The organism is Nocardia sp. NPDC005746 (assembly GCF_040630785.1).
In the GTDB taxonomy this organism is placed as follows: domain Bacteria; phylum Actinomycetota; class Actinomycetes; order Mycobacteriales; family Mycobacteriaceae; genus Nocardia.
Map to the genome: position 1 here is coordinate 413813 of NZ_JBEXYE010000002.1, position 14457 is coordinate 428269.

A 14457-nucleotide genomic window follows, 5' to 3' on the forward strand; every position below is an offset into this window, starting at 1 on the left:
GTTTCAGGCGGGTGGTGCGAGGCGGAGGCGGTGGAGGCGGTCGAGGGCTTCGGCGGTGTCGGTGTCGGGGCGCGGGTTGTAGAGGACGACGTGTTGGTCGGGGCGGTCGGCGAGAGTCAATGTGGTGGTGTCGAAGTGGAGTTCGCCGACTTCTGGGTGGTGGAGGGCGTTGACGGCTTGAGTCGGGGTGCCGACGTCGTGGCGGGACCACAGGTCTGCGAATTCGCGGCTGCGGCCGGCGAGTTCGGTGATGACGGCGTCGAAGCCGGGGTCGTCGGGGCAGGGGGCGGAGTCGGCGCGGTAGGCGGCGACGACGGCGGGGGCGGCTCGGGTCCAGTGGTGGGGCATGGCCAGGTAGCGGGGGTTGGTGAAGTAGGTGATCAGGCAGTTGTGGCCGGGGGCTTCGTAGCCGAAGACAGCGCGGGCGGCGTCGTTGTAGGCCAGCACGGTCCAGTAGCGGTTGCGGAGGACGGCGGGGCGGGGGCCCCAGGCGTCGAGGAGGTTTCGGGTTTCGGGGGTGATGTCGGCGGTGGCGGTGCCGGAGCGGCAGGGCGGGTTGAGGCCGGCGAGGACATACAGGTGGATGCGTTCGGGGGCGTCGAGGAGCAGGGCGGCGGCGATGGCGTCGAGGACGTCGGTGGAGACGGTGATGTCGCGGCCCTGTTCGAGCCAGGTGTACCAGGAGACGCCGACTCCGGCGAGGACGGCGACTTCCTCGCGGCGCAGGCCGGGGGTGCGGCGGCGGCCGGCGGTGGGGAGTCCGACCTGGTCGGGGGTGATGCGGGCGCGTCTGTCGCGCAGGAACTCTCGGAGTTGGTCGCGGCGCGCACCCGGGGTGTTCATATCTCACGCTAACAATCACGGGAGCCCCTTTCGTTCCGGCGGCGGTTAGCATGTGACCGGATTTCGGGTTTCGAGGGGGTGCGATGCGGCAGATTCTGGTGGCGGCGCTGGTGGCACTGGTGGTCTCGATCACGGTGACGCCGTTGCTGATTCGGCTGTTCACGCGGCAGCGGTGGGGGCAGGCGATCCGCTCGGACGGCCCGGCGAGTCATTTGTCCAAGCGGGGCACGCCGACCATGGGCGGGTTGGCGATCCTGGTCGCGATCTGGTGCGGGTACGGGGCGGCGGCGCTGGTGGGGCGGCATTTCGACGGGCGGGGCGCGTCGGCGTCGGGGCTGCTGGTGCTGGGGTTGGCGACGGCGTTGGGGGCGGTGGGGTTCGCCGATGACGCGATCAAGTTGTCGCAGCGGCGCTCGCTGGGGTTGACGGCGTCGGGCAAGATCGTCGGGCAGTTGTGCGCGGCGGTGGTGTTCGGGGTGCTGGCGTTGCGGTTCCGCGGCGGGTCGGGGCTGACGCCGGGCAGCAAGCAGATCTCGATCGTGCGCGACATCTCCACGGTGTCGCTGGCGGTGGCGGGTTTTCTGGTGGTGGCGTGCATCATCGTGGTGGCCTGGTCGAACGCGGTCAATATCACCGACGGCCTCGATGGTTTGGCGGCGGGTTCGGTGGGGTTGGCGCTGGGTTCGTATGTGCTGATCACGTTCTGGCAGTACGCGCACGCGTGCGCGACCAGGGCGGTGCCGGGCTGCTACACGGTGCGCGATCCGCTGGATCTGTCGGTGGTGTGCGCGGCGGGCGCGGCGGCGTGCGTGGGATTCCTGTGGTGGAACGCGGCTCCGGCGAAGATCTTCATGGGCGACACGGGGTCGCTGGCGTTGGGCGGGCTGCTGGCGGGGCTGTCGATCACCACGCGCACCGAACTGCTGATGATCGCGGTCGGCGCGCTGTTCGTGGCCGAGATCTCCTCGGTGGCCTTGCAGATCGTCATGTTCCGCACCACGCGCACCCGGGTATTCAAGATGGCCCCGTTCCATCACCATTTCGAGCTGATCGGCTGGCCGGAGACCACGGTGATCATCCGATTCTGGCTGTTGGCGGCGATCTCGGCGGCGACGGGCTTGCTGTTCTTCTACGCCGAGCACCTCGCCTCGTCGGGGCCGCGGCGCTGAGAAACGCGAAAGCCCACCCGGGACAACGGTTTCCGGGTGGGCTTTCGACGGTGCTAGCTCAGTGCACGACCGCGGGCGCGTCGGCCGCGGCCGGGGTCGCCGGTTTGGTGCGCGGCAGGAAGAACGCCGGGATCAGCGTCGCCAGCAGCAGCACGGTGGCCACCACGAAGGTGTGGGCGAACGCCTGGGCGGCTTGATCGAAGCCGTCGGCGAGGACCTGCGGCGGAACCTGCTGGGAGATGCGCGGATCGTAATGCGATCCGATGGCCATCTTGGCTTCGGGCCGGTGGTTGAGCAGGGTGGTCAGCACCACGGAAATGGTTGCGGTACCGATGGATCCCGCGGTCTGGTTCACGATGTTCATCAGGGTGGAACCACGCGCGACCTCACCGTGGGTGAGGGTCTGGATGGCGGCGGTCATGGTCGGCATCATGGTGCAGCCCATGCCCAGACCCATGACGAACAGCACCCCGCACAGCAGCGGGTAGGGGGTGTCGGCCTTGACCTGGGTCAACGCGGCCATCGACAGCGTCATGATGGAGATACCGGTGAGCACGATCTTGCCGGGCCCGATCTTGTCGACCAGGCGGCCCGCGATCGGCATGGTCAGCATCGCGCCCAAACCCTGCGGTGCGATGAGCAGGCCGGCGGCCAGGGTGGATTCACCGCGCACCTGCTGCAGATACGAGGGCAGCAGCAGACCGGAGCCGAAGAACGCCATGGCGAACAGGGTCATGGTCATGACGGCGTAGCGCAGCGACTTGTTCTTGAACAGCCGCAGGTCGATGAGCGGGTGTTCGGTGCGCAGGGCGTGGAAGACGAACGCGATCAGCAGGCCCGCGCCGATGATGGCGGGGATGAGCACCTTGGCCGATTTGATGGTGCCCTCACCGGGGATGGAGGACACACCGAACAGGAAGGCGGCCAGGCCGGGCGAGGCGAGCAGCATGCCCAGGAAGTCGAAGCTCTGCGACGGCTCGGGATTGTCACGCGGGAAGATCGTGTAGGCCAGGACCAGCGCGATGATGCCGATGGGCAGGTTGATCAGGAAGATCCAGTGCCAGCTGAAGGAGTCGATGAGCCAGCCGCCCAGGATGGGGCCGCCGATGGGGCCCAGCAGCATGGGCACGCCGAGCACGGCCATGACGCGGCCGATGCGGGTGGGGCCCGCGGCGTGGGTCATGATCGTCATACCCAGCGGCATGAGCATGCCGCCGCCGAGACCCTGGATGACGCGGAAGGCGATGAGGGACTCGATGTTCCAGGCCGTCGAGCACAGCACCGAGCCGATCACGAAGAACACCAGCGCCATCATGTAGAGGCGTTTGGTGCCGAATCGGTCGGCGGCCCAGCCCGTGAGGGGGATGACGGTGGCCAGCGCGAGGGTGTAGCCGGTCATGGACCAGGCGGCGATGGCGTAGGTGGTGTCGAAGTCGTGCTGGAAGGTGGGGATGGCGACGGTCACGACCGTGACGTCGAGGATCGACATGATGGCGCCGAGCACCACGACACCGGCGATTTTGAAGACGCCGATGTCCAGCTTGTCGTCGGCGGAGTCGGCCGCCTTGGTATCCGGAGGGGTGGTCACCGCTTCAGCCTGCCAGCCGGTCGGTGCGGACACCAGCACATTTTTCTCTCGGCGTGGATCGGAATGCTCACCAGCGGGTCCTTCCTGCCGCGCGACTGTCGCTCCGAGGTGGGACAGTCGAATCATACCGAGCGGTAGCAAACGTTAGGCGACCGCGCAGCGGCCCGAGCAGCGCACTCCGCGCGCGTACGCTGGCGTTTTCAGCAAACCCCCCGGCGAGGAGAACATCGCGATGACCGACCCGGTAGTGGGCCTGACCGGTACGCTGACCTCGCCGATCCGGGGCGCGGGAGCCCTCGGTGAGGTACTGGTCGCCATCCGAGGGGGAACCGAGCTCTACATCGCGCGCGCGGACGAGCCGCTGCCCGCCGGTGCGCCGGTACTGGTGGTCGCCACTCATCCGGGCCGTCTCGTCGATGTTGTTGCGTGGGTGCCGCTTCCGGGCGATTGATTCAACGGAAATGCTCGGGAACCACGTTCGAGGGGAAATACACGATGCTGGGTTATCACGTACCCGATCCCGATGAGGCGATGCTGGTCAGCGGTGGCCGTCACGGCAAGGACGGCGGCGCGCCGTTCCGGGTGATCATCGGTCACGGCGCCTGGGTGGTGCCGTTGTTCCGCAAGGTGCGGTATCTGTCGCTGGCGATGTTCGAGGCCGAGATCGGTGAACGCTGCGTCACCAAACAGGCCATCCAGCTCGACGTGCGGGCGGTGATCGCGTTCAAGGTCGCCAATGACGAGCAGTCGATCGTCAATGCCGCGCAACGGTTCCTGTCCGAGCAGGAGAAGGAGATGAGCGTGCTGACCGGGCGCATCTTCTCCGGTCATCTGCGGTCGATCGTGGGGTCGATGACGGTCGAGGAGATCATTCGCGAGCGCCAGAAGCTGGCCGACGAGGTGCTGGTGGCCTCGAAGGTGGAGATGAGCAATATCGGGTTGTGGGTGGACTCGTTCCAGATCCAGCACATCGACGACGGCAATCTGGGCTACATCTCGGCCCTGGCCGCCCCGCACAATGCCGCGGTGCAGCGTGACGCGCAGATCGCGCAGGCCGCGGCCGCCCAGCTGGCCGCCCAGGCCGAGCAGGAGTCCCAGCGCAAGCAGGCCGAGTATCAGCGCGAGACCGCGATCCTGCGGGCGCAGTATCAGCGCGATATCGACAAGGCCAATGCCGAAGCCGCGCAGGCGGGTCCGCTCGCGCAGGCCACCGCCATGCAGGAGGTGCTGGCCGCCCAGGCCGAGCAGGCGCGCAAGCAGGCGGAGTTGCGTGAGCAGCAGTTGCAGGCCGAGGTGGTCAAACCCGCTCTGGCAGAAGCGGATCGGGTGCGCATTCTCGCCGAGGCCGAAGCCGATCGGACCCGGATCCAGGCCGAGGCGGCGGCGTCGAACAATCGGATCGCGCTCGATCAGCTGCTGATCGAACAGTTGCCCGAGATCGTGAAGCAGGCCGCGGGCGGGCTGTCGAAGGCGAATCTGACGGTGCTCAATGGTCCCGACGGGGTGTCGGAGATCGTCAACGGCATGGTGGGCCAGGGGTTGACGGTCTTCAATTCGTTGCAAAAGGCACTTTCCTCCAACAATGATCAGCCCGCGGACTAGAGTGACCGCCAGAGGGACGCGGCGACGAGGAGCGGGTGTTTAGGTGTCCATCGGGAAATTGGTGTCGTTCGACAGCTCTCGGGGTTTCGGGTTCATCCGTCCGGAGGACGGCGGCCCGGATGTGTTCGTGCATGTCAACGACATCGGGTTGGATGAGGACGAGCTGCGCCAGGGGCGGGTTTTCGAATTCGATGTGACCGAGGGTGATCGGGGTCCGAAGGCGATCAATCTGGCGGTGGTGCCGGGTCAGCCGGCGGCGCCGGCGCGGCACAAGGGTAAGGAGCATCGTGCCGCGGGGCAGATGACCGCGGCCGAGCATCGCCGGTTGATCACCGAACTGCTGTTGGATGCCTCGCCGCAGTTGACGGCGGCGGAGATCATCACGATTCGGGATCGGCTCACCTCGTTCGCCGATGCCCACGGGTGGCTCGAAAACTGACCGGTTCGCATTACGATCGGTCTCGGATCCGCCGCGAACCGAGGAGGCCGTGTGCTGTTGCCCGTCATGCCGCCGGTGAAACCGATGCTGGCCAAATCGGTGTCGGAGCTGCCCCGGGATCCGGGGTTGCGGTTCGAACCGAAATGGGACGGTTTCCGCTGCATCGTGTTCCGCGATGGACCCGAGATCGAGCTGGGTTCCCGCAATGATCGGCCCCTGACCCGGTATTTCCCCGAACTGGTGGAACTACTGGGTCAGGCGCTGCCGCCGCGGTGCGTGGTGGACGGGGAGATCGTGGTCGTCACCGAGAACGGCCTGGATTTCGACACGCTGCAGCAGCGGCTGCATCCGGCGGCGTCACGGGTGAAGAAGCTGGCCGCGGAGACCCCCGCGAGTTTCGTGGGCTTCGACCTGCTGGCCTTGGGTGACGAGGATCTGACCGAGCGGCCCTTCGCCGAGCGGCGCGCACTGCTCGAAACGGTGCTGGACGGCTCGCATCCGGGTACGCATCTGACGCCGATCACCGAGGATCCCGATGTCGCCGCGGACTGGTTCACCCGGTTCGAGGGCGCGGGGTTCGACGGGGTGATGGCCAAGGCATCGGATCTGGCGTATCTGCAGGACAAGCGGGTGATGCTCAAGATCAAGCATGAGCGGACCGCCGATTGCGTGGTGGCCGGGTTCCGTTGGCACAAGGACGGCCAAGGGGTCGGGTCGCTGCTGCTGGGCCTGTTCGACGACGACGGCAATCTGCATCATGTCGGGGTGGCGTCGTCGTTCACCGCGGCCCGGCGCAAGGAACTGGTCGACGAGCTGGCCCCGTTGCGCGAGCATGCCCTGGACAACCATCCGTGGCGCTCGTGGGCCGATGCCGCCGCCCAGGCCAAGGCCGACGGGAAGATGCCGGGCGGGGTGAGCCGCTGGACCGGAGGCAAGGATCTGTCGTGGGAGGCGTTGCGGCCGGAGCTGGTGGCGGAGGTGCGCTACGAGCATGTGATGGCCGGGCGGTTCCGCCACGGCGGCCGGCTGGTGCGGTTCCGCTCCGACCGCACCCCCGACTCGTGTACCTACGCTCAGCTCGACGAGGTCGCGCCCGCCGAGCTGGCCGATATCTTCGCCGAGGCCAGAAATTCGAAAGGGGCCGCGCGGTGAGTGATTCGGTGCGGATCGAGGTGGCCGGGCGCACGGTGCCAGTGTCGAATCCGGGCAAGGTGTACTTCTCCAAGCGCGGGGACACCAAGCTGGATCTGGTGAATTACTATCTGGCCGTCGCCGATCCGATCATGCGGACCATCGGAGGGCGGCCGGTGCTGCTGGAGCGCTACCCGGACGGGGCGTCGGGCAAGTCGTGGTTCCAGAAGCGTGTCCCGTCCTCGGCGCCGGACTGGTTGCAGACCACGGTCGTGTCCACCCCGAACGGCACCACCAGCGACGCGCTGGTCGCGGTCGATATGGCGCATATCGTGTGGGCGGTCAATCTGGGCTGCTTGGGTTTCCACGTCTGGCCCACCCATGCCGGGGCCGAGGCGGCGTCCACGTTCCCGCCGGTGCTCGACGCGGCGGGGAACGTGCTGCCGCCGACCGGGGTCACCGATGAGCTGCGCATCGATCTGGATCCCTCCCCCGGCATCGGTTTCGACGATCTGCGCGCCGCGGCGTTCGCGACCCGCGAGTTGTGCACGGAACTGGGTATCGATGTGCGGGTCAAGACGTCCGGCTCGCGGGGGCTGCACCTGTACGCGATGCTGGAACCGAACTGGGACGGCTACCAGGTCCGTGCCGCCGCGGTCGCGCTGGCTCGTGAACTCGAACGCCGCCACCCCGACGACATCACCGCGGCGTGGTGGAAGGAGGAGCGCGGCTCGCGGGTGTTCGTCGATTTCAACCAGAATGCCCCGCACAAAACGGTTTTCGGCGCGTGGTGCGCCCGCCCGAAGGTCGGCGGGCAGGTCTCGACCCCGATCTCCTGGGACGAGCTGGCGACCATCATCGCCGACGACCTGACCATCGCCACCGTCCCCGCCCGCGTCGCCGAACTGGGCGACCCATGGGCCGACCGCACCCCGCAGTCACTGATTCCCCTGCTGGAGATGTCGGACAAGGACATGGCCGCGGGCTTGATGGACGCCCCGTGGCCGCCGGTGTATCCGAAGATGCCCAACGAGCCGCCGCGCGTGCAGCCCAGCAAGGCCCGCAAGGACGCCGACTAGCTTTCACCCACCTCGTTCACAGCAGGGCACGCCACCGTCGCCGAAACCACCGAACTCGCTCGCGTCCTGTGCCTCGACGACCGCCGCGGGCGTCGAGGACGTATCGAGCGCAACCTTGTTGAAGTGGAGCCCTCCTCGGCTGAGCCGACGTAGCGTCGACGGTGGCGCCGATTCACGATTCGGCATGCGCGCCAACAAGACCCAGGCCCCGCGGGGCGTCAGTGGCGGTGGTCGCGGGTCAAGCCCAAGCGCAGTCCACCGAACTCCGCCGCCGGGGGCAGCACCAAGCCGTCGTAGTTCAGCTCGCTGGGATGGGCGATTCCGCCGTCCCGCAAGGCTTGCAGGGTGTCGGTGGCTATGTGTTCTCCGCAGTCCGGACGGTGGGGGTAGTCGATGTACCGAATGTGCTCACCCCTGTCTCCGTGCTGTATCTCGAGGCGGTGGTCCTGGCCACTGGCGAACCAGCCTTGGACGAGGAACCCCGTTGCGCCGGCACGATTCAAGCTCCACACGACGGTCTGCACGTGCGGTGTCAGTCTGACCACATCGACTGCGAGGGAGGCGAACACACGCCGCAGCCTCTTCTCGAAATCGTTCCAGTCGGCGACGGGACGGTCAGGGACGTAGCGCATTCCCCGCAGCGGCGAGCGGGCCGCATCGAAGTCAGGTGCCATCTGCCACGCGTTCACACCATCCATGTCCGAGCGCGACCACGTGCTCGGATCCGGTTGGGCCACAAACGATACGACCTCATCCCCCCTCATCGTGGAACCGTAGCCGAACCGAATCGGTGCCGGCCTCGAGATTCGAGGCGTGGAATGGTGGCGCCGGTCTGCTGGTCGATCGCACCGATCACCCGACCACGGCCCTGTGGTGCAGTGCCGCCTTCACCGCCGCGGCGGTGGGTGTCGGGGCGATCGGCCGGCGTCCGCGCGCCACCAGCCCGGTCGAGGATCAGCGGTGTGCCCGATCTCGTATCTGGCTGGGGGTGACCCCGTATTTGTCCCGGTAGGCGCGGTTGAAAGTCGACAGCGTGGAAAACCCACTCGCGTAGGCGATGTCGGCGATCGAGCGGCGGCACAGGATGGGGTCGCGCAGTCGCTTTTCCGCCCGCTCCAGACGGGTGGTGAGCAGAAAACTGTAGGGCGTGGTGCCGGAGAGCTTCAGCGCCCGTTCGAGCTGACGCCGGGTGATGCCGAAATGCGCGGCGATGGATTCCACCGTCATTCGGTGGTCGTCGGAGTTCCTCTGGATGTAGTGGCGAGCATCCTGACCGATGGCGGCCAGCGTCTCGGACTCCGGCGCCCATCGCTCGTCGAGGCCGGCCGAGAGCAAGGTCGCGATTGTTGCGCAGATCGTCAGGAAATGCCTCGAAGTCACCGCATCGGCGCGCCGCCACAGCTGTTCTGCCAGGCCGAGCACACTCCCGAACAACGCGTTGCTGGTATCCAACGACAGATGTGGCGGTGCGCCGGGGGCAATCCGGAGTACGTCGGAGGGAATGGTGACAGCCCAGCCGATGACCGGCTTCTGGTGGCTGAGCTCCATGTCTCGGCTCCAATCGATGACACCGATCTGGCCAGGACGCAGCAGCACAGACATCCCGCCCTGCTTCAGCCGCACATTTCCGCGGCGGGGGATGACGAGCCTGGTGCTTCGATCCCCGTCGGAGTCGATATCGGACGCTGTGCGCCGGTACGAAATCGGAGTCGACGCGAACTGCATGTTCTGCCAGTTGCCCAGTGTGTAGCCAGGCAAGCGCTGGACCCGCAACGAACCCGAGAACGTCGGGTGATCCTCGAACCGAATCTGTGCACCACCATGATTGCTCCGGAATTGCTCCTGCCAGAACCCTGGACGGTCCGATGTGGGCAACTCCCCGGTGGTGGTAGCTATCGATTCCAGCTCGGCCACAGCTTCGTTCTTCCTTGTCGCACATCCGGAAAGAACCCCTCGCCAATCCGGTCGTTCCGAATCTATACAGGTACTCGGCCGTGAGTGAAATGTCAGGTTGATCTATCACCGACATCCGTTGTCGCACAATCGATTACGTGGCGACCGCGGCACGCCATCGGTGATTCCACGACCGGGCCGGACCGTATGGCAGGCGCAACGATTCCGACGGGGCTCGTGCCTTCTTCGCCGCAAATCCGGGAGGTGTTGTCGCAGATCCGGTAGCCCCGATTCCGTCAGCGCACTTAGCCTTCCCCCACCAGCCACACTCGGGACAACCCGACGGCTGGAAAGGGAGGACGACGCAATGACCACCGGCACCGCCATCGCATCCAGCGAGGACGCCGCCGCTCGCACCGCAGGTCAGATCGACGAGGCTGCCGAGCTTCTCGACAACGGTGACGTCTTCGCCGCGGAAGCTCTGATCATGGCCACGTCGCCCGGCGACATGACCAATGCCATCACAGTCGCCGCAGGAGCTGCCGAGAATCCGCGTGGAAGACGCTGATCCGGGCTGAGCTCGATTGCCTGGCGCCGGCCGCGAACTGGCCTGTCGCAACTTGAAGACGTCGACATTGGGGGATCATTATGGCGATTTCGCAGCCGCCGAGGACAGCGCAGCAGACTGCAGCCGGGCCCATCGTCGGTGGCGAGCAATCCCGCCGATCGATGTACTCGGCTGCATTCGCCGAGGCTCCGCACTCACTCTATGAGCAGTGGCGTGCCGAATGCGGGTCGCTGGTGCCCGTCGAGCTGTCCCCGGGCGTGCCCGCCACCCTGGTCATCGGGTACGCGACCGCGTTGCGGATCTTGAACGACCCCGATCGTTTTCCCGCCGATCCGCGCCGCTGGCAGGCTTCCGTGCCGTCCGGGTGTCCAGTTCTGCCCATGATGGAATGGCGGCCGAACGCGCTGCGCAGCACCGGGTACGAGCACAAACGCTATCGCCACGTCAATGTCACCGCGCTCGACACCGTCGATCTGCACGGCTTGCACGCGGTCGTCGAGCAGGTCGCGGTCCCGCTGATCAACACGCTGTGCGGCGAACCCGGCGGCCGCGGCCAACGCTCCGCGATCGTCCACGCGGAGCTGCTCGGGCAATACATCCGTCCGCTGGTCCATCGGGTGCTCGCGTACGTGCTGGGTCTTGATCCCGATACGAATGACTTGGTGAGTGCGGGTATGGCGGCCATGTTCGAAGCCGCCGAGGATGCCAACGCCGGTGGTGAGCTGCTGGTCGCGGCTCTCGATGAACACATCGAGCGAAAGCGGGCCCGGCCGGGCGACGACGTCACATCCCATCTGATCAAGGCCGGCGACATGAGTGCCGAAGAGCTCATCCATCAGCTGGTGACGCTGCACGCGGCGGGCAGTGAGCCCTTGGCGCACCTGATTTCGAACACGCTGTTGTTGATGATGACAGACGAGCGGTTCGCCGGTGGGCTGCTCAGCGGCAGCCTGTCCACGCGGGACGCACTCGATGACGTGCTGTTCACGAATCCGCCACTGGCGAACTACTGCATCAGCTACCCCCCACAGTCGGCGCTGATCGACGGAGTGTGGCTGCCCGCCCATCAACCGGTGGTGATCAGCATGGCCGGCTGCAACAACGACCCCGCCATTCGATCCGGTCTCCATGACCGGTCCGGCAACCGGTCGCATCTGGCGTGGGGCGCGGGACCACACCAATGCCCGGCCCGGCAATTGAGCTACCAGGTCGCCGCGGACGCGATCGACTACCTGCTCGATGTTCTCCCTGAGATCGACATCGCGGTGGCCCCTGGCGATCTGGTGTGGCGGCGGGGTCCGTTTCACCGTGCCCTGGAATCGCTACCCGTCCGGTTTCGCGAAGCTGTGCCGTTGCCGGTGTAGTTCACCCAGTGCGGGAGAGTTACCTCGCAACTCTCCCGTAAAACGTTGAGAATCAACAACATCGGCTACTTTTGTGAAGGCCCGGAAGCCGAAGGGCGCTACACCAGCCCCTGTAGGCAGGGTTCACGGTCAGATTGGAGTTCACATGAAGAGCCACACCGACCCCATCGTCCTCGATCCCGAAGGTCCGGACATTCAGGGTGAAATTGCCCGCATCCGCGAGCGGGGACCGGTCACCAAGGTGGTGCTCCCGGGCGGAGTGCTCGCATGGTCGGTGACCGACACGGCGATGCTCAAGGAGATTCTCTCCAGCCATGCGGTTTCCAAGGACCCGCGCCAGCACTGGCCGGCCTTCCGGGAAGGCCGGATCGGCACGGAATTCCCGCTGCTCAACTGGGTGAACACATGGTCCATGTTCACCGCCTACGGACCAGATCATCGTCGGCTCCGCGCCCCTCTCGTGCCGGTCTTCACCGACAGGCGGACCGCGGCGCTGGAGCCTCGGATCCAGGCGATCGCCGATGATCTGGTGACGGGTCTCGAGGCCAGGACGGGGGGTGAGCCCGTCGACATCCGCGAGCATTTCGCCTATCCACTGCCATTGCGGGTGATCAACGAGTTGATGGGGGTTCCCCAGCAGCTGATCGAGCCACTGCGGAAGTGTGTGGACGGGATCTTCGACGTCGCCTTGAGCGAAGCGGAAGCCGTAGCCAACTACCACGCGATGATCGGGCTGCTGCAGGAGCTCGTCACGTATCGTCGCGATAATCCCGCCGAGGACATGACCAGCACCCTCATCGCCCACGCCGACGATCCCGCAACGGTTTTCAGCATTGAGGAGCTCATCGGGACGCTCTATCTGACGATCAACGCCGGGCACGAGACGACAGTGGACCTCCTCGACCAAGCCGTCTTCCTGTTGCTCACCCACCCGGACCACCTGGCCGCCGCACTCGACGGCACGCTGTCCTGGTCCGATGTGATCGAGGAAACGCTGCGGTTCGAACCATCGATCGCGCATGCCCCGCTGCGCTACGCGGTGACCGATTTCGTTCTCGGCGACGTCGCGATCACCGCAGGCGATCCGATCCTCTCGTGCCCCGCCGGCGCCAACCGGGACCCGAAGGTATACGGCGACAGCGCCGGTACGTTCGATCCCACTCGGACGAACAAGGGCCACATGGCGTTCGGGCACGGCCCCCATCGCTGTCCGGGCGCACCGCTGGCCCGGCTCGAGGCCCTCGTGGGTCTTCCCGCGCTGTTCCAGGCGTTCCCGCAGATGAAGCTCGCCGTCTCGCCCGACGAGCTCGGCGCGGTGCCCGGTTTCATCGCCAACGGTCATGACCGTCTGCCGGTTTTCCTGCGATAGACGCGGCTGATCGCTGACCCGCCGTGGGGCCTGCCCGGAAAGCCGAGGCCCCGCGGCGAGGCCGTCTCGCCGGTCATCGCGCCGTGGGCGACTACCCCTTACGGGACTGGAAATGGCGTCGACGGCGGAAACACGGCGGGCAGCGCTGTCAGAGCGCGGTGAAACGGACCCGGCCGCCACACCAAATCGTCGACAGGCACCGCCAGCCTTATTTCGGGTAGGTAGTCCAGGAGTTGATCGATGGCCTCCTGCGCGAGCAGGACCCCGAAGGGCCGGGCGTGCGCGGGGCAGGCGTGCGGGCCCGAAGAGAATGCCAAGTTCCAGCCGTTATCCAGGGGACTGCCCGGCTCCAGCTCCGGGTCGGTGTTGCAGGCAGCCATGCTGATGATGACCGGTTGATGCGCCGGCAGCCACACCTTGTCCAGCATGACCGGCTGCTGCGGGTAGGTCACGCAGTAGTTCGCCATCGGCGGGTCGGACGTCAACCGCTCGTCGATCGCGATGCGCGTGGGCAGCGGGATCCCTTGAACGATGCTGCTGGTGAATCGGGGGTCGGTCATCATCAGCAACAGCGTGTTGGCGATGAGGTTCGCTGCCGGCTCGACGCCCGCGGCGAACAGCAGGACCAGCTGATGCACCATCTCCTCGTCGGTGAGCCCAGCCGGATGTTGGACCAGTCGCGTGGTGACGTCATGGGCAGGCTGGGCTCGTTTGAGCGCGGTGAGGTCGAGCAGCGCTTCGGCCATGAGCCGGTTCACTTCCGCGGTGTCCACGCCATCGAACATGGCGGCGTTGACCGCCGCGATACGCTCACCGATTTCCGGTGGACAGCCCACTGCCTGGCAGAAGGCCGAGAAGACGAGCGGGAAGGCGTATTGACCGAGTACGTCAGCCGTGCCGTCCGCGCAGAAACTGTTGACCAGGGGAACAGCGGTGCGCTCCACCATCGCCCGCACGGCGTGGAGGTCGATTCCAGCGAGCGCGTCGTTGATCGTCTGACGGTATCGGGCATGGGCGTTCCCGTCCGTGCGGATGGCGTTGGGCCGGGCTTCGACCATGGGCATGATCGGGATATCGGAGGGCACGCTCTGTTGCCAGATGCTCGGATCGGACGGAAAGCGGACAGGATCGTTGAGGATCCGCACCGCGGTCGCGTACTTGATCACCAGGGTCGCAGGCACTCCGGGCCATATCTCGACCGGCACCAGCGGCCCGTAGGTGGCGCGCATCCACCGGTAATGCCCGTGGGGATCAGCGGCGAACTCGGGACCGTAGATCGAGACTCGCGCGTGATCGGGCGACCTCACGCCGAGGGTCGCGCCCTGATGCGCGTACTGCGGATCCACATATGCTCCAAGATTCCATCAAACCGGTTGCGGGAAAATATAACCCACGCTGGCAGCGGTCTCATC

Annotated in this window: 14 protein-coding genes; 9 read left to right on the plus strand and 5 right to left on the minus strand. The window is 66.4% G+C overall.

The genetic code is table 11. The features are described from left to right. Positions 1-3 precede the first annotated feature (3 nt). Positions 4-843, minus strand: coding sequence for a helix-turn-helix transcriptional regulator (locus tag ABZ412_RS05825; RefSeq protein ID WP_357276818.1), 840 nt, complete (start codon positions 841-843; stop codon positions 4-6). An 83-nt stretch (positions 844-926) separates the two neighbouring features. Here ABZ412_RS05825 and mraY point away from each other — a divergent pair, with 83 nt between their 5' ends. Next, complete coding sequence (gene mraY / locus ABZ412_RS05830) at positions 927-2012, plus strand: phospho-N-acetylmuramoyl-pentapeptide-transferase (RefSeq protein ID WP_357276820.1); 1086 nt, start codon at positions 927-929, stop codon at positions 2010-2012. 58 nt (positions 2013-2070) lie between these two features. Here the strand turns inward: mraY and ABZ412_RS05835 are convergent, their stop codons facing one another. Then, positions 2071-3600: a DHA2 family efflux MFS transporter permease subunit gene (locus tag ABZ412_RS05835; RefSeq protein WP_357277143.1), complete on the minus strand. Its 1530-nt coding sequence runs from the start codon at positions 3598-3600 to the stop codon at positions 2071-2073. Between the two features lie 232 nt (positions 3601-3832). Here ABZ412_RS05835 and ABZ412_RS05840 point away from each other — a divergent pair, with 232 nt between their 5' ends. Genes ABZ412_RS05840 through ABZ412_RS05860 form a run of 5 tightly spaced genes read left to right on the plus strand, consistent with a single transcriptional unit; the run spans position 3833 to position 7851 of the window. Continuing rightward, positions 3833-4051, plus strand: a complete 219-nt coding sequence (locus ABZ412_RS05840; RefSeq protein ID WP_357276822.1) for a hypothetical protein — start codon at positions 3833-3835, stop codon at positions 4049-4051. A gap of 44 nt (positions 4052-4095) precedes the next feature. Further along, a complete protein-coding gene (locus tag ABZ412_RS05845; RefSeq protein ID WP_357276824.1) occupies positions 4096-5202 on the plus strand; it encodes an SPFH domain-containing protein in 1107 nt (368 codons plus the stop codon). 43 nt (positions 5203-5245) lie between these two features. Then, positions 5246-5641: a cold shock domain-containing protein gene (locus ABZ412_RS05850; protein ID WP_357276826.1), complete on the plus strand. Its 396-nt coding sequence runs from the start codon at positions 5246-5248 to the stop codon at positions 5639-5641. 51 nt (positions 5642-5692) lie between these two features. Next, positions 5693-6793: an ATP-dependent DNA ligase gene (locus ABZ412_RS05855; protein ID WP_357276828.1), complete on the plus strand. Its 1101-nt coding sequence runs from the start codon at positions 5693-5695 to the stop codon at positions 6791-6793. Beyond that, positions 6790-7851 (plus strand): ATP-dependent DNA ligase, encoded by a 1062-nt coding sequence (locus ABZ412_RS05860; RefSeq protein ID WP_357276830.1) that lies wholly within the window; start codon positions 6790-6792, stop codon positions 7849-7851. The genes ABZ412_RS05855 and ABZ412_RS05860 overlap by 4 nt, the downstream gene beginning before the upstream one ends. Positions 7852-8069: 218 nt before the next feature. Here ABZ412_RS05860 and ABZ412_RS05865 read toward each other — a convergent pair whose 3' ends face one another. After that, positions 8070-8615: a hypothetical protein gene (locus ABZ412_RS05865; protein WP_357276832.1), complete on the minus strand. Its 546-nt coding sequence runs from the start codon at positions 8613-8615 to the stop codon at positions 8070-8072. Between the two features lie 190 nt (positions 8616-8805). Beyond that, positions 8806-9765: an AraC family transcriptional regulator gene (locus tag ABZ412_RS05870; RefSeq protein ID WP_357276834.1), complete on the minus strand. Its 960-nt coding sequence runs from the start codon at positions 9763-9765 to the stop codon at positions 8806-8808. 346 nt (positions 9766-10111) lie between these two features. On the opposite strand from ABZ412_RS05870, the gene ABZ412_RS05875 reads away from it, so the two are divergent. The 3 genes from ABZ412_RS05875 (at position 10112) to ABZ412_RS05885 (ending at position 13045) form a co-directional block, all read left to right on the plus strand. After that, positions 10112-10312 carry a hypothetical protein gene (locus tag ABZ412_RS05875; RefSeq protein ID WP_357276836.1) on the plus strand — a complete coding sequence of 67 codons (201 nt, stop codon included), beginning with the start codon at positions 10112-10114 and terminating at the stop codon, positions 10310-10312. A 161-nt stretch (positions 10313-10473) separates the two neighbouring features. Next, a complete protein-coding gene (locus tag ABZ412_RS05880) occupies positions 10474-11676 on the plus strand; it encodes a cytochrome P450 (RefSeq protein WP_357276838.1) in 1203 nt (400 codons plus the stop codon). Between the two features lie 145 nt (positions 11677-11821). Then, positions 11822-13045, plus strand: coding sequence for a cytochrome P450 (locus tag ABZ412_RS05885; RefSeq protein WP_357276840.1), 1224 nt, complete (start codon positions 11822-11824; stop codon positions 13043-13045). Positions 13046-13143: 98 nt separating this feature from the next. Here ABZ412_RS05885 and ABZ412_RS05890 read toward each other — a convergent pair whose 3' ends face one another. Beyond that, positions 13144-14391 carry a cytochrome P450 gene (locus tag ABZ412_RS05890; RefSeq protein WP_357276842.1) on the minus strand — a complete coding sequence of 416 codons (1248 nt, stop codon included), beginning with the start codon at positions 14389-14391 and terminating at the stop codon, positions 13144-13146. Positions 14392-14457: the final 66 nt, after the last annotated feature.